Consider the following 20,828-nt stretch of genomic DNA (forward strand, 5'->3'; position numbering starts at 1 on the left):
ATTCCCTCTTTCTCCGCCTCGGCTGAAAAAAGACAGCTGCACAAGCTGCCTTTTGCCGTTTCTCAAAGTTAAAAATACAATATCACAATCTTCAGCCACTTTCAACGAGCGTTAAGAATTTGGCGGAATTTTTGATCTGTTCTGAGGGTGAACGATGCTCGGCCTTACTTTTGAGCCAGGAACAGACGTCCGAATGAGCACTTGCCACAAAGCCTTTCCATTAAAAGGAATGAACGGCCACATATAAGGTGTCTGTAAGGAACGAATGGATGTTAAATAAATAAGTAACAGCGTAAAACCGATGATCAATCCATTCAGCTTAAAGATCGCTACTAGTGCTAATATGATCAGTCGGATAATTTTATTAGCGACACTCAGTTCATAACTTGGAGTGGTGAATGTGCCGATGGCTGCTAGCGAGACGTATAATATGACCTCTGGTGTAAATAAACCGACATCAATTGCAATTTGTCCAATTAAAACGGCTGCAATCAAGCCCATGGCAGTCGACAAGGCGGTCGGCGTATGAATCGCCGCCATTCGTAAAAATTCCACCCCAAAATCAGCAAGGAATACTTGGAGAATGACAGGGATATGGGAGGGTTTGTTAAATCCAATATAGCTTAGGTTGTCTGGCAGAAGATTCGGTTCTAGAATAAAAAGAAACCAGATCGGCAAAAGAAAAGTAGAACATAAAATGCCTAAAAAACGCACCCATCTTAAAAAAGTCCCAACTGCTGGCGCCTGGCGGTATTCTTCAGCATGTTGAACGTGATGAAAAATAGTGGTTGGCGTAATGATGACACTAGGTGATGTATCTGTAATGATGATGACATGCCCTTCTAATATATGGTTAGCGGCTACATCTGGGCGCTCGGTGTATCGTACAAGCGGGAAGGGATTATATCCTTGCTTAATGATAAATTCTTCAATTGTTTTATCAGACATCGTCAGTCCGTCAACTTTGATCCCAGACACTTCTTTTTCGATAATATCAACAAGATCAGGGTCAGCAATGTCTTCAATATAACAAACACAGACGTCTGCTTTAGAACGCTCGCCTACTTTAAGCATTTTGTATCGCAGCTTTTCATCCCGCACTCTTCTGCGAATGAGTGCTGTGTTCACAATGATGTTTTCAACAAAGCCGTCTCTTGCACCTCTGACAACCTTTTCTGTATCCGGTTCCTCCGGCATTCTGCCAGGGTAGCTCCTGACATCAATAATAAATGCGTAATTTTCACCTTCGACAACGACTGCCACAAGTCCAGACAGCACTTGATCCACTGCCTCATCAAGCGTTTCAACTTTTGAGACTTGCTGATTGACAAGACGGTTTTCTACCACACGTGCAAGATCATCTGATTCAGGTTCGTTGTCATTGATTTCAATCAGTTCTTTTAATAAATAGATCACATATTGTGTATCACATAATCCATTTACATAGTAAAGCTGGATTTCCTGATCATGGACATAAATTTTCCGAACGCCAAGGTCAAAGCTGAGACCCATCCCGACATTGTCTTTGAAAAAATCTTCATTTTTCTTTGGATCTCGGTACACATGCACCTTGTCTTTCTTCATGGAAACCGCTCCTTTCTAAAATTAATTCGACTGCCTTCATTGTAATGGGGGACCCTTTGCTTAGATCATCTTTCCGTCCCATCTTGCCAATATCTCCAATGCCGACAACAATCGGAAGCTGTAGTGAATCGAGACAATACACTGTATCTCCACTCATTTTGTGTGGTTCCATTTCTGGAAGTCCATGTTTGTCAACGCCGTATTCTGTCAGTTCACCTTCCCGGTCAATGGAGACATGTACCTTTGTCCATTCCGCTTGATGGGTTTTAGATGCGACTGCAATGGCGCCAATCACTTCAATTTCAGGGTGACGTGCTACGTGCTTCATGGCCGTTTCCCCTGTTCCTTCACCTGTTAGACCAGAATCATCAAACATGACAAACACTGGGTCATATGGCGTTTTCAAAATCATCTGGACCAGTTCTGGTCCTGTTCGTTTGCTCGGATTCCCTTTTGAGCTGGAAATACATCTTCCGCCGACTTTCTTTGCGACAAGCTCAATCGTTTTGGCAGCATATATATCTCCGTCTGTCACTAAAATGACTTTGCGTCTTTGCCCCATATTAGGTTATCCTTTCGGTTTAAAGATAAGTGCAATGATAAATGAAAATAAAATCGCAGCTGATATTCCAGCAGAGGTTAACTCAAAAATCCCAATTCCGATTCCAATAAATCCGTGGACATCAGCCTGATGCATCGCCCCATGAAGCAAGCTATGACCAAAGCTTACGATAGGCACGGTAGCACCCGCTCCTGCAAATTCAATAAATTTATCATAAATACCAAACCCGTCTAAAATCGTCCCCGCCACAACAAAGGTGGTCATGACATGTGCCGGTGTGAGTTTCAGTACATCAAGTAAAAGCTGGCCGATCACGCAAATCAGTCCGCCTGCAACAAAAGCAATCAAATAATCCATTAGCTTTCTCCTCCTGCACGCTCAAATACAACTCCGTGCGCAATGGTTGGAATGGTCTCTTTTTGCTGAACCATCATTGGGCTGAGAAGCGCCCCGGTTGCCACAACCAATACTCTTTGCAAATTCCCTGCTTTCATTTCTTGAAAGATGTGACTGAATGTCACGACAGCTGAGCAGGCACAGCCGCTGCCTCCAGCGAATACATTTTGATCAGGTGTGTATATGATTAATCCGCAATCATCATGCTTCCGTCCAAGCTGAATGCCATCTTCTTTGAGAAGATCCTTTAAAATAGGCGATCCAATTCCAGATAGATCTCCTGTTAAGATGAGATCATAATCATCTACTGTTCTTCCTAAGTCTTCTAAATGTTGTTTGATTGTGTCTGCCGCTGCAGGCGCCATAGCCGAACCCATATCGAATGGATCTGTAATCCCAAGATCCATCACCCGTCCAACGGTGGCACTTGTAATTTGAATTTTGGAAGGTTCTTGGCTGATGACGACAGCACCGCTCCCTGTCACTGTACTTGTTGCTGTATCGGGTTTTTGCCCGCCATATTCTGTTGGATTACGAAATTGCCGCTCTGCTGTCGCATTGTGACTGCTTGTCGCAGCAAGTGCTCTATTGGCAAAGCCACCATCTACTAGCGCTGAGGCAATGGCGACTGATTCCATAGATGTGGAGCAGGCACCAAATAAACAAAGAAACGGGATTTTGAGTTCTCTTGCCACATAGTTGGCTGTCACGTTTTGGTTCAGTAAATCTCCTGCCAGCAAAAGGTCAATATCACTTTTTTGCAAATTCGCTTTTGATAAGGCCATTGATATGGCATCATCCATGAGCTGCCTTTCAGCCATTTCCCAGTTCTTTTGATAACAGTGCATTTCATCATAAGTTTTATCAATGAGATGACCGATTGGGCCTTCTTTTTCTTTCGGTCCTGCAGCTGTTCCTTCCGCATTCACATAAAGCTTGTGTTCAAATACCCAAGATTGCTTACCTGTTAGTTTCACGTTTTATTCCTCCTACGAAAACATCTTTTCCAAGACGTATCGAATAATCCCTACGACATATGCCGAGACGACACCAAACACAATGACGTTCCCAGCCAGTTTAAACATGTTGGTCGCTACACCTAACACAAGCCCTTCACTTTTATGCTCAAGAGCCGCACTTGTCATACTGTTTGCAAATCCTGTCACCGGTACAGCTGATCCCGCTCCAGCAAACTGGCCGATTCTATCGTAAATACCAATACCAGTTAAAATAGAAGAAATTAAAATAAGGGTTGCCACCGTTGGATTCCCTGCTGTCTTTTCATTAAAATCGAAAAAGGTAATATAGAAATTTTGCAATCCCTCGCCTATCGCACAAATCAAACCGCCGACAAGAAAAGCCTTGATGCAGTTTAGTACATAAGGAGGTTTCGGCTGATACGTTTTCACTTTAGATGGATAGTTCTCTTTTAAACTTGACACTTGTTGTTCCCTCCACATTTTTAAATATAAATAAGCCAATGAAATAACGAGCCAAACACCTTCCCTAAGACGATGGCCATGAGCAGCAGCACAATTTTCCCGTCCATTCCAATTCTTTTCGTTAAGATAGGAAGTACATTTAACACTTCAGTGAGTGCGGCTGCAAGCATGCCGACAAAAATGCCAGATAAAAGACCGATCGGAAGCGCTAGCCATTTGGATAAATGCAAATGGACTTGACTTAAAGTAGCCCAGCCGCCAACGACGGCTCCACTTATCACGGCAGCCTCATATCCTTGAATGAAACGCTGCGTTTTCGTTAATTGCATTAATCGAGGGATAATACCAAGCACTGTGAGAAACGCCACAAATCCTGCCCCTACCGTTAAACCGCCGCCGAGCCCAACAAGCACCACAAAAAGCCATTTACCGATCATGAATATCTTTCAATGTTTCTTTGTTTTCATTGAGTGCGACATAATGATCAAGATCGAGCTGATATTTAAACATTTCCACTTCAAGCGGACTTGGCTCTTCGTTTAAACGCTTTTTAAACACATGATTGAAAAATAAAATCATGCCAAAACCGAGTCCAAAGCTATATGGAATTTGTAATAAATAAGGATGCTCAACCGTGTTTCCAGTAATCATCTCGTAAAGGCGGATATGAACAAGCCGCATACTAACATCCTCATGGAAATTCATGATGGCAAGGGCCGCTCCGACAAATAAGAGGAGCCATACAAACACGAATAATACGGGGGACAGCTGGCGTTTGCCTGTGTCTATTTCAACAATGGCTTCTGAGCCTCCGACCGTTTGAATGTCGATGTCAGGCCACGCTTTTTTGATCGTTTTGACCACATGCATGATATCTAACACAACGATGTGACGATCCTTTTTGCTGACATGGTATATCGGCATTTTGCTCAACTTTTGCACAGCACTGTCATCTCCAGTGATTTGGGCAATATCCTCTAAATAAATAAGCTGATCATTACCAGTCTTAATCCGATGGCGCAGCCGAATAAAGATTTGTCCGTCCATCCAAGTCACTTCCTATACGATGGGTTAAAAATAGTATGTGGTGAAAAATGGTTCTCATACTGAAAGAACTTGATTTACCGGTAATTACCACACAAAAAAAGCCAGCCGAATTGGCTAGCTGTCTTTTTGATCCATTTGCATTTGGATTTGTTTTAAAATCTTCTTTTCAAGCCGTGAGACTTGCACTTGGGAAATTCCGAGTCTTTCTGCTACTTCTGATTGTGTTTGGTCTTTATAATACCTTAAATAGACAATCAGTTTCTCGCGCTCTTCTAATTCTTTAATCGCCTCTTTCAGCGCAATTTTATCAAACCATCTTTCTTCTGAATGATCGGCAATTTGATCGAGCAACGTAATCGGATCGCCGTCATTTTCATACACGGTTTCATGAATAGATGATGGTGAGCGGACCGCTTCTTGAGCGAGGACGACATCCTCAGGTGTGATGTCCAGATATTCAGCGATTTCCTGAACAGTCGGCATTCGTCCATGAGATTTAGACAATTCGTCCCTTGCCCGCCTAATTTTATTTCCAAGTTCCTTTAAGGACCTGCTGACTTTGACGGTTCCATCATCACGAATGAAACGCTGAATTTCACCAATGATCATTGGAACGGCATAGGTCGAAAACTTCACATCATAAGACAAATCAAATTTATCAACAGATTTCAGCAGGCCAATACAGCCTATTTGGAACAGATCATCTGGTTCATATCCTCTATTTAAAAAGCGCTGAACAACGGACCAAACAAGACGCATGTTTTTTTCTACGAGGAGGTCTCTTGCTTGTTGATCTCCGTCTTGGCTTTTTTTGATGAGCTGTTTCACTTCATCATTAGACAGCTGTGCTTTTTTTGCTTGCTTTTTTACCTCCACATCCATATGAGCAGCTCCTTAATTACAAAGCGCTTTGCTTTTTGATAGATGCTTTGTTAAGCGGATCGTTGTGCCCATTTCTGGAGATGAGTCCACCATGACATCATCCATAAAGTTCTCCATGATCGTAAAACCCATCCCGGAACGCTCTAAGTCTGGTTTCGTCGTAAAAAGCGGCTGCCTTGCTTCCTCAAGATCTGAAATGCCCATACCTTCATCTCGAATCGTCAGATACACAATATGGTCATCCAGCGTGACGCTAATGTGCACCTTGCCGTCTGGATTCCCGTCATACCCGTGAATGATTGAGTTCGTGACCGCCTCTGATACAACGGTTTTGATTTCTGTTAGCTCATCTAATGTTGGATCGAGCTGAGCGATGAATGCTGCCACCGTTACTCTCGCAAAGGATTCGTTTTGACTTAAAGCAGAAAAAGTCAGATTCATTTCATTTGTCATGATGCCACCCCCAATGTTTGCAGCGCAGTTTGCTCTGAAGGCTCCATACGAATAATTTTAAACAAGCCGGACATATCAAATAAACGGTTCACCGCTGGCGAGATCGCACAGACGACCATTTCACCGCCAAGTTGTTTAATTTCTTTGTATCTTCCTAAAATCACTCCGAGCCCAGAGCTGTCCATAAACGATAAATCAGCTAAATTCAGCACGATGTGGCGAATGTCCTCTGTTTGCAAATAATTCGTCACCTTTTGTCTCAATGTCTCTGCGGAGTGATGATCCAGCTCCCCTGTCAACCGAATGCAAAGTACGCTCTCTTTTATTTGAAAATCAATACCAAGGCTCATCTTTTCTTCCTCCTTGCTCTATTTTCGGATAAAGAATGTTTCTCTTTCTTCACATGCAAATCCTTCACCATGACAAAACTAGTGATCATTCGTCACATTTAGATGTTCTTTTCGTTCATAGCAAAAAAGACTGCCAGTTGCAGCAGTCTTTCACCTTTTACTTCCATTTAACAAATTCGGCCATCGCCCGTTTGAAGAACGTCCAAACACCGGCTTTTTCCATATCTTCTTTCGCTTCAACAGGACTTTCATGAAGCACTTTTCCATCTTTTTTCAAGATGATGGTGCCAAGTTTCGTTCCTTTTGAAAATGGGGCTGTGACATCTTGAGTTAATTTAATTTCTTTTTTGATCTGATCGACATTTTCGCCTTTTTTCGTTAGAAGAGAAATCGGTTCAGACGTGACAAGCTGAATTTTTTTCTTTTTCCCTTTGCTCACTTTGATCTCTGCTACATCTTGACCACGCTTGTACAGAGGATGCGTTGTATACTGACTAAAGGCGTAATCCAGCATTTTGACGACTTGGGCATTTCTGTCTTTTGGTGTACTTGCGCCGAATACAACAGCAATCACGCGCATGTTGCCTTTTTTAGCGGATGCCGTTAGACAGTATTTCGCCTCGCCTGTAAACCCTGTTTTCACCCCATCCACACCTGGATAAAATTTAATGAGACGGTTTGTATTCACAAGCCAGAATTTTTTATCCGTGTTCTGACGAAGATAATCTTCGTATACACCTGTGAACTTGGTGATCTCTTCATATTTCAACAGCTCTTTCGCCATTTTTGCCATATCATGAGCCGTGCTGTAATGATCTTTTTCAGGAAGTCCTGTTGGATTTTGAAAGACCGTTGAGGTGAGTCCAAGCTCTTTTGCCTTTTTGTTCATTTGCTCAACAAACTGTTCTTCAGATCCAGCTATATGTTCTGCCATGGCGACTGAAGCATCGTTTCCTGACGCAATCGCAATGCCTTTTAGCATGTCTTTAACCGTCATTTCTTCTCCCGGTTCAAGGAAAATTTGTGAGCCTCCCATAGATGCTGCATGATCGCTCGTTCTTACTTTATCAGTCATTTTTAATTTCCCTTGATCCATCGCTTCCATGATGAGAAGCATCGTCATGATTTTGGTCATACTTGCAGGGGCAAGCTTTTCATCACTGTTTTTGTTGTAAAGCACTTTTCCCGTGTCACGTTCCATTAAAATCGCTGATTTGGCTTCATGCGCCAATTCTGATGTTTGTTTTTCTCCTGGCTTTTCAATCTTTTCTTTTGCCATCGCTGATGGTGAAACCATTGAGATAAGGATCATTAAAGTAAACAATGCACATATATGACGTTTCAAGTGGCAGACCTCCATTATCGTAATCCTTTCTATTTTTTCCTCATAAAGGCTGTTTTATTCAGAGATCGTTTGATTGCCATAAAAAAAAGCCCTCTGTTTCATGAACAGAAGGCTTTTTCACACGATCTATGAGAGTTGTTTGACAACATCTTTCACTAAATCAAGGAAACTTGCTTTCACTTTTTCCGTCACTTCGATCACTTCATCATGAGAAAGCGGCTGATCTAAAATACCTGAAGCCGCATTAGAGATGCATGAAATACCAAGTACTTTTATGCCTGCATGACGTGCCACAATCACTTCTGGCACAGTCGACATACCGACTGCATCAGCGCCAAGCGTTCTGAGGAAACGAACCTCTGCCGGTGTTTCATATGAAGGGCCTGTCATTCCTGCATAAACCCCTTGCTGCACAGATATGCCTAAATGTTTAGCCGTTTTCTCTGCAAGTGCCAGCAAATCTTTATCATACGGTGCAGACATATCAGGGAAACGAACCCCTTGACTGTCGTTTGGTCCAATTAACGGATTGGTCCCCATCATATTGATATGATCTGTAATCAGCATGAGATCGCCAGGATGGAAGGACGTATTCACACCGCCAGCTGCATTTGTCACAATACATGTCTCAATGCCGATTTCTTTCATCACACGGACAGGAAATGTCACCTGCTTCATATCATACCCTTCATAGTAATGGAAACGTCCTTGCATAGCACAAACGACCGTGCCTTTCAGCGTTCCAATGACGAGCTGGCCTGCATGCCCTTCTACTGTTGAAACAGGGAATCCAGGAATATCTTCATATTTCAATTTGATTGGATTTTCAATCTCATCGGCTAAAATGCCAAGACCTGAACCTAAAATCAATCCAACTGTTGGTACATATGTCGATGCTTGTTTAATATATGCCGCCGCTTCTGAAAACTGTGCTCCCACGTGATTTCCCCCTATTTGAGTTTAGATAAAAAGCTTGTGCCGTATTTTGGCAGCGTTGATTTAAAATTATCTGCTACCGTTGCCCCAAGATCAGCAAATGTTTTCGCTGTTGGCAGCTCATTCGCTTCTTGATGCTTTTTGCTGTAAGCAATAAGCGGAACGTATTCTCTTGTATGATCTGTTCCGTGATGAACCGGGTCATTTCCGTGATCTGCTGTGATCACAAGCAGATCATCCTCTTTTAATAGATCAAACACTTCAGGTAGACGTGCGTCAAATTCCTCTAGTGCCTTACCGTAGCCTTCTGGATCTCTTCTATGTCCATAAAGCGCGTCAAAATCGACCAGATTTAAGAAGCTTAGCCCAGTAAAGTCTGTTTTCAGCGTCTCCACTAGCTTGTCCATTCCATCCATGTTGGATTTCGTTCTGAGTGAAGAGGTGATTCCTTCACCATCATAAATATCAGAGATTTTTCCGATCGCAATGACATCATGTCCATCATCTTTCAATTCATTCATGACGGTACGGTCGAATGGTTTTAATGCATAGTCATGACGATTTGGTGTTCTAACAAATGCCCCCGGCTCCCCGACAAATGGACGAGCGATGATGCGCCCTACCATATATTTTTCATCTAAAGTCAGTTCACGTGCGATTTCGCAAATGCGGTAAAGTTCGTCTAATGGCACAACTTCTTCGTGTGCAGCAATTTGCAGCACAGAATCTGCTGAAGTATAAACGATTAAATCGCCTGTTTTCATATGCTCTTCGCCAAGCTCATCAAGAATTTCTGTACCAGACGCTGGTTTATTTCCAATGATGCCGCGCCCTGTTTTTTCTTTTAATTCATTTAACAGTTCATCTGGAAAGCCGTCTGGAAAGACTTTAAATGGTGTGTCGATGTAAAGACCCATGATTTCCCAATGTCCTGTCATTGTGTCTTTCCCATTGGATGCTTCTTGCATTTTTCCATAATACGCAAGCGGTTTTTCGTCCGCTGGAATTCCTTTAATTTCTTTAATATGACTTAGCCCAAGCTTCGCCATATTCGGCATATGAAGCCCGTTCATTTTTTCAGCAATATGTCCAAGTGTATCTGCACCTACATCATTAAAATCAGCAGCATCAGGTGCTTCCCCGATTCCTACTGAATCCATCACAATGAGGAAAATACGTTTATACTGATAATCAGGCATAAAAAAGCGCCTCCTTCAATATTCTTGTCCTTTCACCTTTCACAACTGGAGAGGTCAGACATCTCAAGTATAAACCGTTTTCAAGTCAATTGACAACCATAAACGGTCCAAACATAAAAAAGCATGATACACGTTCACCGTGCCATGCTTTACTTATGCCCTTGGATGGAATTTGTGATACACGTCTTTTAATCTTGTTTTTGTGACATGTGTGTAAATTTGAGTAGTAGAAATATCGGCATGTCCGAGCATTTCCTGTACGGCTCTAAGATCCGCACCGTTTTCAAGCAAATGTGTCGCAAATGAATGTCTGAGCGTATGAGGCGTCAATTCTTTTTGAATACCTGCTTCTATGGCTCGTTTCTTTAAGTTCTTCCAAAAGCCCTGCCGCGACATTTTTTTTCCGTGATGATTCAGAAACAAAGCATCGGCCGGCTGTTTTTTGAGCAGCTTGTTTCTGCCTTTTTCTATATACACTTCAATCGCACTTGCAGCAGCTTCACCAATAGGCACGATCCGCTCTTTTCTTCCTTTTCCAAAACAGCGGATAAACCCCATGGTCAGATGCACATCTGCAAGAGTCAGATCAAGCATTTCACTTACGCGAATACCTGTTGCATATAAAAGTTCGAGCATGGCTTTGTCACGGTAGTCAAATGGTGTTTGCTGCTTAGGTGTATCGAGCAGTTTTTCTACCTCATCTAATGATAGAACTTTCGGTAATTTCCGCTCTGTTTTTTGTGATTCAATGTTCCATGACGGGTCATCTGTTGTCACTTTTTCACGGAGCAAAAATTGATGAAAGGAGCGTATCGATGATAGATGACGGACGGACGTTTTACTCGATTTCCCCTCGTCTTTTAACTGTTTTAAATAATGAATAATATGAAGGCGAGTGACGTCTTTTACATCTGTCAATTGTTCATGCGTCATTAAAAAAAACAAATAGCTCTGTAAATCTCTTTTATAAGAGACAATGGTATTTTCAGAGAGTCCTCTCTCTACTGTCATAAAATGAATAAAGTCGGATAATTGATCCTTCAATGGTTTCTACTCCCCGTTTTGATAAAAATAAATCAATCGATCCTGCCAGCTGTCTTGTTTCGGCTGATCCATTTCCATCACTTTTATCGCTGCACCTTCTGGTTTATCATAACGATGATAGCTTTCATATTCTGAATTTATCCATATCATAGCATAATAGAACAGGACGGTAAAACCAGTGAACAAGATAAATACTTTCATTACTTCACCTGTTGTTTTGAGCCATTTTCGCATGTTCTTCATGTCCTTTCTCGTGTTCTCATTACTTCAGCATATGCCAGGTGGGACAAGGAATATACAGCGAACATGCAAAAAACCTTTTCATTTTGAATGAAAAGGTTCCAATTCGGATTATTTGCCGGATTCATCATCATGACACCGGTGGCAAATACCATGGAATGTCAATCTATGATCCTTAATTTTAAATTTCCAGTCGCGTTCAATAATCTCTTCAACATCTTCTAATAAATCATCTTCTATCTCATCGACTGTACCGCATTCCATGCAGACAAGATGGTGATGGAAGTGAGCGGCTCCTTCTTTGCGAAGATCATATCGCGAAACGCCGTCTCCAAAGTTAATTTTATCAACAACTTTCAGTTCAGTAAGCAATTCTAACGTCCGATAAACAGTAGCAAGACCAATTTCAGGAGACTTCTCTTTTACGAGGAGGTATACATCTTCTGCACTTAAATGGTCTTCTTCATTCTCAAGCAGTACTCTTACTGTTGCTTCACGCTGTGGCGTGAGCTTATAGCTGGAAGAATGAAGCTGTTTCTTAATTCGATCAATCCGATTTTCCATTGACTTTCCCTCCTACGCCACATTACTTGATCATTATATCAAATGATGTGCAGAGAGCCAACTATAATCATTTTAAATTGATAAATAAATTGATTATTATTTAATAACGATTATAAAATCATCAAAACAGTACACCTGCCAGCTTTTTCATCAGCATGAATGATAAGTATGATTCAAAAAAGGACGAAAGAGCAGCGAGGGTTAAAATCATCAGTAGAACAGAAGCATACCGGCCAAACCAATGGATTGGCGCTTGACTGATGGTTTTTTTCATAAAAAGCTGACCAATTAAACGAATGGAGAACGCAATCGCACAAGTTCCGATCACTAAATACGCAGGAATGAGCAAGATATTTTGAGGAAGCACCGAGACAAAAGATAGAAAAAAACCGCTAAGCCCCATTTGATTGACCAAAAAACCAACAGTAAATCCAACTACAATCCCTTTTAAAAAAATCATCAGAAAAATAAGTGGCAGGCCAATGATGGAAATTCCGAGTATCCACATGAGGCCCAAATATTTCATATGATGCAAAAAGCTTTGCAAAAACATATCTTTTGATTCTGCTGCTTTCTCATTCGTCAGTTGACCAAAAAATTGATTTAAATAGTAGAATAAATCCTCTTTCTGACTCATTGTCATACTATTGACGATAATGGCTCCAAAAATGACGCCCATTAAAAATAGTACAGAAACAAACAAATAAATCGATAAATGATCTTTCACGTGCTGAAGAAGATGTTCTTTCCAAGACTTTTTCCGCATGCGCCTTCCTCCCAAATAGTAAAGGTTACTAGATTCTATGAGAGAGCAGACGAAACATGACAGTTTTATAAAAAGAAAAACGAGAAAGCAGCTGTACACCGCTTTCTCGTTTCCTTTATCGTGCAGCTTTTTGTACGTTCACAAGCCCAGCGCCATAATAAAAAGGTTCGCCAAGTTTTGTTGCCGTTTTTGTCAGCCTTTCACGCAATTCATCATTTGTCAGATTCGGATGTTTTGATAGAATGACTGCCGCAGCACCAGCTACATGAGGTGATGCCATAGACGTTCCACTCTTATATCCATATTCGTTATGAGGAATGGTACTTAATGTTGAAACACCTGGTGCTGATACTTCCACTTCTTCCCCAACAGAGGAATCAAAGGCTCTTTGCTTTCGTTGATCCACAGATGCGACTGCCATGACAGAGCTGTATTTGGCCGGGTAATCTATCGTATTAAGTGACCCGTAGCTCCCAGCATTTCCTGCAGATGCGACAATGAGAATCCCGTTGTCATATGCTCGATCTACCGCTTCTTTCAGCGCCTCCGATTCACTTGCTCCCCCCATACTAATATTGATGACATCCATCTCATTCTCAATCGCCCATTCAATGCCTTTAATGATCCAGCTATAGTAGCCGTCACCATTTTCATCTGCCACTTTCACCGCATAGATCGAAGCTTTTGGTGCCACACCAACGACGCCTACTTTATTATCTAATGCTGCGATCGTGCCTGCAACGTGAGTTCCGTGTTCATGCGGGTCAACGAGCGGATCGGACTCTGTTGGAACAAAGCTGACACCACCAGTTACATGTAAATCTTCATGCTTGCCGTCGATTCCACTGTCAAGAACAGCTACTTTGACATTCTGTCCGGCATATCCTCGTTTATGTACCTTTTGTGCTTTGATGCTTTTGATGCCATAAGGAACGCTTTGACCGCTTGTTTTTGCTTTTTGGTCTTCCTCAATAAAAGTAACTTCTTTTGCTTGATGTAGTTTTTCTTTTGATGCTTCGTTCAACGAAACTTTCATCATATCTATTTTCTCTATTGATTCTTTCACATGACCGCCGGCCTTTTCAACAAGCTGTTTTTGTGTTTTGTCTTGAACGGAAGAAGAAAAACCGATCATATACTCTTTTTTTGCTTGATCCTTTGCAGATACATCTGATGCGCCGAATGTCATCGATGCCAGTAGCATACTTGCCATACAAAGCCCTGCTCCAAATGATTTGACCTTCACGATACCCACTCTCCCTTTCATTTCTTTTTGTCATTTAACTACATTTTTAGACAAAAAGAAACGACCGTTTGTCCTATTTTTTAAAATTTTTCCAATTATTTGATCTACTTGTCACAAAAAAGCAAAATAAAAATGCTTATGATCCTGTTCATAGCGATCATAAGCATTCCTACCTTTATGTTTTTTCATCATATGCTGCAAGGCTTCTTGTTTTGTTTTTGTCTTTCTTTCGTGTGTACTAAAATGCGGCATATTTCCTCTCGATTGTTCTGGATTTCGACTGTGCTGCCTTTGAAGGTGTTCTCTCTTTTTCTTTGCTTTGCTTTTTCCCATTTCGCAAAACCCCTTTCGTTGTCGTTATGATACATGAAAGCACCTAAAAAAGATAGACGTATACACGTCTATCTCAAATTGTTGACAAAAGGCTAAAATGTACTTGATTTTAGCCTTTTGTCTTCTTTTCAGCGTGATAGAAAACCTTTGCAGTCTAGGAAGGACGAGCACCGGAGCAGAGCGAATTTGACATTCGTGAGCACCGGAGCGCAGGACTGACAAAGAATGCGAGGGTTTGTCTACACGCTGAGATAGACGTATACACGCCTATCTTTCTTTTCTCACCATATCAAGATGCGGAATTCCATCCTCATCATAACAATCTGAGACAGCTTCGAAGCCAAACGATTCGTAGAACGATTTCAAATAAGCCTGTGCTTGGATTTTAATCTTTGTTTCGCCTAATTCACTGAGCTTTTTTATCGCCTGATCGAGCAGGATCTTCCCGTAACCTTTTTTCCGGCCGGTCTTCGTCACAAGGACACGGCCAATGGATGCCTCTTTGTACATGATCCCGCTTTGGAAAATGCGGCAATAAGCGACAATCGTGCCGTTCTCTTTGGCGATGACATGTAGCGCCTCTTGATCACGATGATCAATTTCAGGATAAGGACATGTTTGTTCTACAACAAACACATTCACTCTTTCCATTAAAATCAAGTAAAGGTCCTCTTTAGACAGTTGTTCAAATGTGTGACATGTCCATTTAAGTTGATTCATGATTGATATCCACCTTACCGTAGACTCCGCCTCCGCCAGCGATCAGTCCAACTTCACCTCTTCTTGCTTTGATGATGTAATCGGCTGTTTTCTCAGGCAGGACCGCTTTTAATTCTTGTTCTGTTGCTTGATGAAGAATATTCATCTCTGTATGAAAGACAGCTTTTAACTTTTCTAACGTTTTGGCTCCAACACCCGGAATAAAATGAAGGGGAAGCTGGTGAACATAAGGAGGCCTTATTCCTTTGTCACTTTCTTGGTCAGCAAGCTCCTTTAACCGCTCACTCACCCCTTTTGTCATTCGGGTATGGCCGCATGCTTGGCACTTTTCTTGCTCCTGACTGTCAGGTCTTACCCCGCATTTCTCACAGGTCGTATGATAATACTTTCCGAGCCGCGGAGCGAGCCCATAATTTCCAGTGATGTTTCTGCCATCTTTTCCTTGAAGCGCTAGCTCAAATTCAGCAAAGGAGGCATGATCCATTCGGATCTTCGTATATTCCCGCGCAATTTTCCCTAAAGAATGGGCATCTGAATTTGTTAAAAAAGGATAACGGTTTAGCTCACTTAGCTGGGAGGCCATAGATGTATCACAGCTAAGGCCAAGCTCAACAGCATCAATGAGTTCTGGATCGAATACTTCGGTTAAAGACGTATTGACCCCTTTACCGTATAAACTTTTATGCGGCGTAAAAATATGGGCAGGAATAAATAATCCCCCTAGTTCCTTCACCTTATGCTGAAGCGTTCTCCCATCCACATATAACCGCTGTGAACTCAAATGCACATTTTTCATATGAAGAGAAAGCCATGCGGAAAACTCAGACATTTTACGAAGCGTGGGCATAAAGGCAAGCACATGAATCGGACCTTTTGATTGGTCATCATTGATTTCTAGCTCACTGCCTAAAAGCAAAACGGTCTTTCCAAATGATAAACCGCCATCGCTTAGTTCAGTGTACGTGCCTTCCTCTACACCTTCTATCAATTCTTCTAGGACTTCAGGAGATTGTGCATCAATCACACCAATCATCCCCATCCCTTTACTTTGAGACGCTTCAATGAGAATTTGGTCAATGGTCAGTGACCTTGCACCTGTAATTTTGACAGCCCTGCCTGTTCTTGTTCGACCAATATGAATATGGATATCTGCAAAGAATTCCCTCATTTTGTAGACTTAAGTACCTCTTGCAATTGTAAGTATTGAATGGCATAGGCTGTTTTCGCATCATAAATATGTTGTTTTTCGATGAGGTGCAGTGCTTCTTCTAGTGAAACTTCCATCACTTCGACAAATTCATCCTCATCCAGCTCTCGTTTCTCTTCAAGTGGGACGAGCTGATCGGCAAGGTAGATATGAACAATTTCATCCGCAAACCCTGGTGATGTATAAAAGGCGGTCAGCTTTTGGAGCGCCTGAGTTGTATAACCTGTTTCTTCTTCTAATTCTCTCAGTGCTGTATGTGCCGGCTCTTCTCCTTTTTCTAATTTTCCAGCCGGAATCTCAACGATGGCTCTCTCCAGTGCTTTACGGTATTGCTTGACCAAAATGATTTTATTTTCGTCTGTACGTGCAATGACTGCTACTGCACCTGGATGTTTAATGATTTCGCGTTTGCCTGGTTTTCCGTTCGGCAATTCTACATCTTCAAGAACCAAGTCAATGATTTTCCCGTTATATAATGTTTTTGACGATAATGTTTTTTCTTCAAAGTCCTTCAATTTTGTCAGCTCCTCGTTCTACTTTCACTTTTTACTTCATTCATTTTAACATAGATGTTTTAGGAGAAGCCAAAATGCGGATGCCTGCTTCAATGCGCCTTTTGAAATCACCTAGCTTGAATTCCAGAATTGTTTCACTTAATGTGAAAGGATAGGAGTGTGATTGAATTGAAAAAAAGACGAATTGGCACCTCTGATCTCTTGGTTAGTGAGGCGGCACTAGGATGTATGTCCCTTGGGACTGAAAAAGAAAAAGCGCTCTCTTTATTAGATGAAGCCATTGATCTTGGGATTAACTATTTGGATACAGCTGATTTATATGATTTTGGAACAAATGAGGAAATCGTCGGGGAAGCCATTAAGAACAGACGCCAAGATCTGATTTTGGCCACAAAAGGTGGCAACCGCTTTGAAAAAGGCAAACCTGGCTGGAGCTGGGATCCTTCAAAAGCATATATAAAAGAGGCAGTGAAACAAAGCCTGAAACGACTTCAAACAGATTATATTGATTTATATCAATTGCATGGCGGCACAATTGACGATCCAATTGACGAAACCATCGAGGCATTTGAAGAATTGGTTGAAGAAGGTGTCATTCGCTATTACGGCATATCGTCGATCCGTCCAAATGTCATTAAAGAATACGCCAAAAAATCAAACATCGTGAGTGTGATGATGCAATATAGTTTACTCGACCGCCGCCCAGAAGAATGGTTCTCTCTTCTTGAAGAACAAAGCATTAGTGTCGTGGCAAGAGGTCCTTTAGCAAAAGGATTATTAACAGAAAAACCCCTTTCGCAAGCAAGTGCGGCGATTCAAAAGAACGGGTATCTTGACTATTCATTTGAAGAGCTCCAGCAAATCATCCCTTCGTTAAAGAAAGTCGCTTATGACCTATCACTGACAGAGCTGTCCATTCAATACTTGCTCAAGCATTCTGCAGTCAGCTCTGTTGTTTTTGGCGCAAGCTCGGTGAAACAGTTAAAAGAAAATGTGGCAGCGGCAAATGCACGTTCATTAAGCGACCAAGAAGTAAAAGCTTTGTCATATTTCACAAAACAGTCTGTGTATGAGACGCATCGTTTGAATCAATAGAAGACAAATGGAAGAACAGCTTGCCACTTATGTTTTGTTTTAATGTACAACCCTATTGGTGGTGCGATTCTGAAATGAAGTGATACGAGGGAGTCAGACGTGTTTTCAGGCTCATGTAGTATGTTTTCATCTCAATGATATAACATAAAAAAGGGAGCATCGCAGCTCCCTTTTTTAACTTTTATACTTTCTCCAGTCTAAATGACTTTCATCTAGCAGCTCTAAGAAGCTTTTATTTTTTTCTTTTTCTTTCTGTTGCCGAAGGAGGTCTTGTCGTTTTTGTTCTTCTCTTTTTTTTGTCTCAGCGGCCAGGTTCTGCTTCATTTGAAGGAGCTGCTGTTTCACATCATCCTTTATGCCGTCCTTTAGCTTTACTTGATCTTGATTGGTCTTTTTCACTTTGCCTCTCTCCTTTTGTTTTAGTGTATCATCCGTTTTATTTGCTCAGCAAGAGTCACGCCAAACTCCCAACATGTGGTATGATCTTCATAGAAACCCTTCGGAAAGGAAGAATCAGCTTGAAGAAGAAATGGCTCGCTATACTCGCCTTGGTATTATTTCCACTCGCTGCAATCGGCATTTTTTTTACCAATAAAATGATGTATATACGAAAATTAACGGATGAAGAGCTCATCAAACGAGAATCAGATGAAGGGCACTATCATCACGAGGAGTTTCAACAGCTGCAAAAAGAGAAAGTTTGTATTCCTTCAGCATTTGGTTACGATCTTCATGGCTATTTTGTACCGCTCCCTCATACAACACGCACCATCGTTCTTTGTCACGGGGTTACCGTCAGTTTGATCAATTCCGTGAAGTATATGAAATTATTCCAAAAGCTTGGATGGAATGTGCTGCTTTATGATCATAGAAGACATGGGATGAGCGGCGGAAAAACAACGAGCTATGGATATTATGAAAAAGAAGATTTGGCTCAAGTCGTCAAGTGGCTGAGAAAAAGACTTGGGGAAAAAGCAATCATTGGGATACACGGAGAATCGATGGGCGCAGTCACAACTTTATTATATGCTGCAAAACCGGATGCAAACGCCAATTTTTACATCGCTGATTGTCCTTTTGCTTCTTTTGAGGATCAGCTTCTGTATCGATTAAAAACAGATTTTCGTCTTTCAGGACAGTGGATTCTTCCACTAAGTAATCAAGTGTTGAAATGGCGGGACGGATACAGCATTCGGCAAGTTTCTCCACTTGATGTAATCGATCAGGTGAAAGAACCTATCCTTTTTATTCATAGCCTCCATGATGACTATATCCCTTGTGAGCAAAGCGAGCAGTTATACGCACGCAAAAAGGGTGATAAACGGCTATTTATTGCGCCACATGGTGCGCATGCGATGTCTTATAGTGACAATAAGGAAGTCTATGAACAAGAGGTCGAAGCATTTCTGGAAGCATTTCAATTCAATCAAAATGAAAGAGGAGAATGAACAGCCGTTCGTCTCCTCTTTTTGCTAACTTATACGATAGTCACCACTGTTGTATGGTGTCTGCCCGCCAGCTCCATATGGCTCTCTTCCGATTGCTGCTGACTCATGACCGATAATCCTGCAGTTGCTGCCAATAAAAGAACTATCAAACTCATTTTCATATAAATGACCTCCATTTTGAATTTTTGATATGGCTTGAATTTTCCTTTCGTAATACCGGGTAGAAACTTCAAATAATCCAAGCTCATTATAATAATGTGCCGCATCAAGTGCCAGTTCCTCAATATCTGGGTATAAGCGCTTGTCCTCCAACAAATCTAATGTATCGTCTATGATTTTTATTTCTGCATCAACGTATAATGCTTTTAAAAACTGAAACTTGCAGATGTAAATTTCATCTTCTAAATCACAGGCTTTCATAATACCTTGTTGATAGAGGGTTAACGACTCTTCTATTTGTTTTTGTTTAAACAGGATTTGGGTCAGCATAAATAGTGGGTCTAGAGAGCGATTTAGATGGGTTAAATTCTCCTTTTCAAACACTTCAAGAGAGTCTTTGAGATAGCGACTTGCTGTAGCAAGATCGTTCATTTGGTAATAGCAGTTACCTAAGTTGAAAAGGGCCGAACCTATGACTCGAGGGTTTCCAATTGAGCGTGCTCGCTTTAGAGCATTTTTAAAGTAGGGCAATGCATGTTCATAGCATTTCAAATCATCATAGTTTGCACCGATGACAAATTCACAGTGGATGATTCTCAGCGTGTACGTTCTGTAGGCAGAGTACGTATCTAACGCTTGCAAAGCATAGTGCATCGAAAAGTGGGTTTGTTTCATGTGGTAGTATATTTCTGCTAATTTAAAATAAAATTCTGCTCTTTCTATATCATCTGATATGAGATTGAGCTTTTTTTCTGCGGAACGGTAATAAGCAATGGCACTCAAATAGTTTCTCTGTTCAAATTCAAACATTCCTGTAAAAAAATGAACATAGTATTCAAGCATATCTGTTAATTTGGTCTGCGAATGTTCAATTGTTTCTAGAAGCTTCTTAATCTCCTCATCATTTGAGGCTTTTTTTGCCGGTTCAAAATATTCAAGCATGACCTTATGTCGAAAATCCATTAGCTGGTAAAAAAGCAGCAAGTTCTGATCTTGCTCCATCTCAAGGATTTCCTGCTCGATCTCGGCCTTTAGCTTCTCTGCTTTCATGACATGAAATCCGCAAATCTGCCTATACCATTCGTTTATTTTGATTCCAACCTGAGGCGATGACAGCTTGAGCTTCAATTCACCTTAGCACCTCCCTCCTCATGTACGATACATGTTGTATTCTATCATATTTCCTCGAATGGAAGAAATATGAAATGTCGTTTTTCGTAAAGTTTTCGGTATCCCGCAATAACCGCTTCCATTGCCGATTTTTCGGCATTAACAGTCTCTATTTTTCTCTTTCT

The 20,828-nt window shown here is 41.4% G+C and carries 26 protein-coding genes; 2 read left to right on the forward strand and 24 right to left on the reverse strand.

The window, feature by feature from the left end:
• Positions 1-111: 111 nt before the first annotated feature.
• From N521_RS07345 to N521_RS07450, 22 genes are all read right to left on the reverse strand, one after another.
• Positions 112-1,584: a spore germination protein gene (locus N521_RS07345; protein ID WP_007501043.1), complete on the reverse strand. Its 1,473-nt coding sequence runs from the start codon at positions 1,582-1,584 to the stop codon at positions 112-114.
• On the reverse strand, positions 1,538-2,146 hold the full coding sequence (locus N521_RS07350) for a stage V sporulation protein SpoVABEA (protein WP_017367529.1): 609 nt from the start codon (positions 2,144-2,146) through the stop codon (positions 1,538-1,540). The genes N521_RS07345 and N521_RS07350 overlap by 47 nt, the downstream gene beginning before the upstream one ends.
• 6 nt (positions 2,147-2,152) lie before the next feature.
• The gene (spoVAE, locus tag N521_RS07355) at positions 2,153-2,503 is read right to left on the reverse strand and encodes a stage V sporulation protein AE (RefSeq protein ID WP_007501045.1); all 351 of its coding nucleotides are present in this window, start codon (positions 2,501-2,503) and stop codon (positions 2,153-2,155) included.
• Positions 2,503-3,519: a stage V sporulation protein AD gene (gene spoVAD / locus N521_RS07360; protein WP_035390725.1), complete on the reverse strand. Its 1,017-nt coding sequence runs from the start codon at positions 3,517-3,519 to the stop codon at positions 2,503-2,505. The genes spoVAE and spoVAD overlap by 1 nt, the downstream gene beginning before the upstream one ends.
• Before the next feature lie 12 nt (positions 3,520-3,531).
• Positions 3,532-3,984, reverse strand: coding sequence for a stage V sporulation protein AC (gene spoVAC / locus N521_RS07365; RefSeq protein WP_008344436.1), 453 nt, complete (start codon positions 3,982-3,984; stop codon positions 3,532-3,534).
• A 20-nt stretch (positions 3,985-4,004) separates the two neighbouring features.
• Positions 4,005-4,421 (reverse strand): stage V sporulation protein AB, encoded by a 417-nt coding sequence (locus N521_RS07370; RefSeq protein WP_007501049.1) that lies wholly within the window; start codon positions 4,419-4,421, stop codon positions 4,005-4,007.
• Positions 4,411-5,031 (reverse strand): stage V sporulation protein AA, encoded by a 621-nt coding sequence (locus tag N521_RS07375; RefSeq protein WP_008344433.1) that lies wholly within the window; start codon positions 5,029-5,031, stop codon positions 4,411-4,413. Before N521_RS07375 ends, N521_RS07370 begins: the two co-directional genes overlap by 11 nt.
• 114 nt (positions 5,032-5,145) lie before the next feature.
• Positions 5,146-5,913, reverse strand: a complete 768-nt coding sequence (gene sigF, locus N521_RS07380; RefSeq protein WP_007501051.1) for an RNA polymerase sporulation sigma factor SigF — start codon at positions 5,911-5,913, stop codon at positions 5,146-5,148.
• Between the two features lie 12 nt (positions 5,914-5,925).
• Positions 5,926-6,366, reverse strand: a complete 441-nt coding sequence (spoIIAB, locus tag N521_RS07385; protein WP_007501052.1) for an anti-sigma F factor — start codon at positions 6,364-6,366, stop codon at positions 5,926-5,928.
• Positions 6,363-6,716 carry an anti-sigma F factor antagonist gene (gene spoIIAA, locus N521_RS07390; RefSeq protein ID WP_035390726.1) on the reverse strand — a complete coding sequence of 118 codons (354 nt, stop codon included), beginning with the start codon at positions 6,714-6,716 and terminating at the stop codon, positions 6,363-6,365. Before spoIIAA ends, spoIIAB begins: the two co-directional genes overlap by 4 nt.
• A gap of 157 nt (positions 6,717-6,873) precedes the next feature.
• The gene (locus tag N521_RS07395; protein WP_201297801.1) at positions 6,874-8,028 is read right to left on the reverse strand and encodes a D-alanyl-D-alanine carboxypeptidase family protein; all 1,155 of its coding nucleotides are present in this window, start codon (positions 8,026-8,028) and stop codon (positions 6,874-6,876) included.
• A 159-nt stretch (positions 8,029-8,187) separates the two neighbouring features.
• On the reverse strand, positions 8,188-9,000 hold the full coding sequence (locus tag N521_RS07400; protein ID WP_008344425.1) for a purine-nucleoside phosphorylase: 813 nt from the start codon (positions 8,998-9,000) through the stop codon (positions 8,188-8,190).
• Between the two features lie 11 nt (positions 9,001-9,011).
• A complete protein-coding gene (deoB, locus tag N521_RS07405; RefSeq protein WP_035390728.1) occupies positions 9,012-10,196 on the reverse strand; it encodes a phosphopentomutase in 1,185 nt (394 codons plus the stop codon).
• Between the two features lie 153 nt (positions 10,197-10,349).
• Complete coding sequence (gene xerD / locus N521_RS07410) at positions 10,350-11,240, reverse strand: site-specific tyrosine recombinase XerD (protein ID WP_035390729.1); 891 nt, start codon at positions 11,238-11,240, stop codon at positions 10,350-10,352.
• Between the two features lie 6 nt (positions 11,241-11,246).
• Positions 11,247-11,474 (reverse strand): YqzK family protein, encoded by a 228-nt coding sequence (locus N521_RS07415; protein WP_008344420.1) that lies wholly within the window; start codon positions 11,472-11,474, stop codon positions 11,247-11,249.
• A gap of 117 nt (positions 11,475-11,591) precedes the next feature.
• Positions 11,592-12,044 (reverse strand): ferric iron uptake transcriptional regulator, encoded by a 453-nt coding sequence (gene fur, locus N521_RS07420; RefSeq protein WP_003215577.1) that lies wholly within the window; start codon positions 12,042-12,044, stop codon positions 11,592-11,594.
• Between the two features lie 121 nt (positions 12,045-12,165).
• Entirely contained in the window at positions 12,166-12,810 is a 645-nt protein-coding gene (gene spoIIM / locus N521_RS07425; RefSeq protein WP_019743100.1) for a stage II sporulation protein M, read from the reverse strand.
• A 115-nt stretch (positions 12,811-12,925) separates the two neighbouring features.
• Positions 12,926-14,056 (reverse strand): S8 family peptidase, encoded by a 1,131-nt coding sequence (locus tag N521_RS07430; protein WP_008344415.1) that lies wholly within the window; start codon positions 14,054-14,056, stop codon positions 12,926-12,928.
• Between the two features lie 111 nt (positions 14,057-14,167).
• Entirely contained in the window at positions 14,168-14,389 is a 222-nt protein-coding gene (locus tag N521_RS07435; RefSeq protein WP_008344413.1) for a hypothetical protein, read from the reverse strand.
• Positions 14,390-14,656: 267 nt separating this feature from the next.
• A complete protein-coding gene (locus N521_RS07440) occupies positions 14,657-15,109 on the reverse strand; it encodes a GNAT family N-acetyltransferase (protein ID WP_008343848.1) in 453 nt (150 codons plus the stop codon).
• A complete protein-coding gene (locus tag N521_RS07445; protein ID WP_035390730.1) occupies positions 15,096-16,277 on the reverse strand; it encodes a TIGR00375 family protein in 1,182 nt (393 codons plus the stop codon). Before N521_RS07445 ends, N521_RS07440 begins: the two co-directional genes overlap by 14 nt.
• Positions 16,274-16,831 (reverse strand): NUDIX hydrolase, encoded by a 558-nt coding sequence (locus N521_RS07450; RefSeq protein WP_024718940.1) that lies wholly within the window; start codon positions 16,829-16,831, stop codon positions 16,274-16,276. Before N521_RS07450 ends, N521_RS07445 begins: the two co-directional genes overlap by 4 nt.
• A gap of 168 nt (positions 16,832-16,999) precedes the next feature.
• Between N521_RS07450 and N521_RS07455 the strand changes: the two genes are divergently transcribed.
• Positions 17,000-17,926: an aldo/keto reductase gene (locus N521_RS07455; RefSeq protein WP_035390731.1), complete on the forward strand. Its 927-nt coding sequence runs from the start codon at positions 17,000-17,002 to the stop codon at positions 17,924-17,926.
• Between the two features lie 174 nt (positions 17,927-18,100).
• Here the strand turns inward: N521_RS07455 and N521_RS07460 are convergent, their stop codons facing one another.
• Positions 18,101-18,325, reverse strand: coding sequence for a YqkE family protein (locus N521_RS07460; protein ID WP_035390732.1), 225 nt, complete (start codon positions 18,323-18,325; stop codon positions 18,101-18,103).
• A gap of 119 nt (positions 18,326-18,444) precedes the next feature.
• Between N521_RS07460 and N521_RS07465 the strand changes: the two genes are divergently transcribed.
• Positions 18,445-19,374, forward strand: coding sequence for an alpha/beta hydrolase (locus tag N521_RS07465; protein ID WP_035390733.1), 930 nt, complete (start codon positions 18,445-18,447; stop codon positions 19,372-19,374).
• A 24-nt stretch (positions 19,375-19,398) separates the two neighbouring features.
• Here N521_RS07465 and N521_RS07470 read toward each other — a convergent pair whose 3' ends face one another.
• A complete protein-coding gene (locus N521_RS07470) occupies positions 19,399-20,661 on the reverse strand; it encodes a response regulator aspartate phosphatase (RefSeq protein WP_035390735.1) in 1,263 nt (420 codons plus the stop codon).
• Positions 20,662-20,828: the final 167 nt, after the last annotated feature.

The organism is Bacillus sp. UNC125MFCrub1.1 (genome assembly GCF_000701305.1).
GTDB lineage: Bacteria > Bacillota > Bacilli > Bacillales > Bacillaceae > Bacillus > Bacillus altitudinis.

Bases quoted from the DNA above. Each gene is read 5' to 3' on its own strand.
- N521_RS07345 (WP_007501043.1), bottom strand. From the start codon at position 1,584: ATGAAGAAAGACAAGGTGCATGTGTACCGAGATCCAAAGAAAAATGAA.
- N521_RS07350 (WP_017367529.1), bottom strand. From the start codon at position 2,146: ATGGGGCAAAGACGCAAAGTCATTTTAGTGACAGACGGAGATATATAT.
- spoVAE (WP_007501045.1), bottom strand. From the start codon at position 2,503: ATGGATTATTTGATTGCTTTTGTTGCAGGCGGACTGATTTGCGTGATC.
- N521_RS07370 (WP_007501049.1), bottom strand. From the start codon at position 4,421: ATGATCGGTAAATGGCTTTTTGTGGTGCTTGTTGGGCTCGGCGGCGGT.
- N521_RS07375 (WP_008344433.1), bottom strand. From the start codon at position 5,031: ATGGACGGACAAATCTTTATTCGGCTGCGCCATCGGATTAAGACTGGT.
- sigF (WP_007501051.1), bottom strand. From the start codon at position 5,913: ATGGATGTGGAGGTAAAAAAGCAAGCAAAAAAAGCACAGCTGTCTAAT.
- spoIIAB (WP_007501052.1), bottom strand. From the start codon at position 6,366: ATGACAAATGAAATGAATCTGACTTTTTCTGCTTTAAGTCAAAACGAA.
- spoIIAA (WP_035390726.1), bottom strand. From the start codon at position 6,716: ATGAGCCTTGGTATTGATTTTCAAATAAAAGAGAGCGTACTTTGCATT.
- N521_RS07395 (WP_201297801.1), bottom strand. From the start codon at position 8,028: ATGATCCTTATCTCAATGGTTTCACCATCAGCGATGGCAAAAGAAAAG.
- deoB (WP_035390728.1), bottom strand. From the start codon at position 10,196: ATGCCTGATTATCAGTATAAACGTATTTTCCTCATTGTGATGGATTCA.
- N521_RS07415 (WP_008344420.1), bottom strand. From the start codon at position 11,474: ATGCGAAAATGGCTCAAAACAACAGGTGAAGTAATGAAAGTATTTATC.
- fur (WP_003215577.1), bottom strand. From the start codon at position 12,044: ATGGAAAATCGGATTGATCGAATTAAGAAACAGCTTCATTCTTCCAGC.
- spoIIM (WP_019743100.1), bottom strand. From the start codon at position 12,810: ATGCGGAAAAAGTCTTGGAAAGAACATCTTCTTCAGCACGTGAAAGAT.
- N521_RS07435 (WP_008344413.1), bottom strand. From the start codon at position 14,389: ATGGGAAAAAGCAAAGCAAAGAAAAAGAGAGAACACCTTCAAAGGCAG.
- N521_RS07440 (WP_008343848.1), bottom strand. From the start codon at position 15,109: ATGAATCAACTTAAATGGACATGTCACACATTTGAACAACTGTCTAAA.
- N521_RS07445 (WP_035390730.1), bottom strand. From the start codon at position 16,277: ATGAGGGAATTCTTTGCAGATATCCATATTCATATTGGTCGAACAAGA.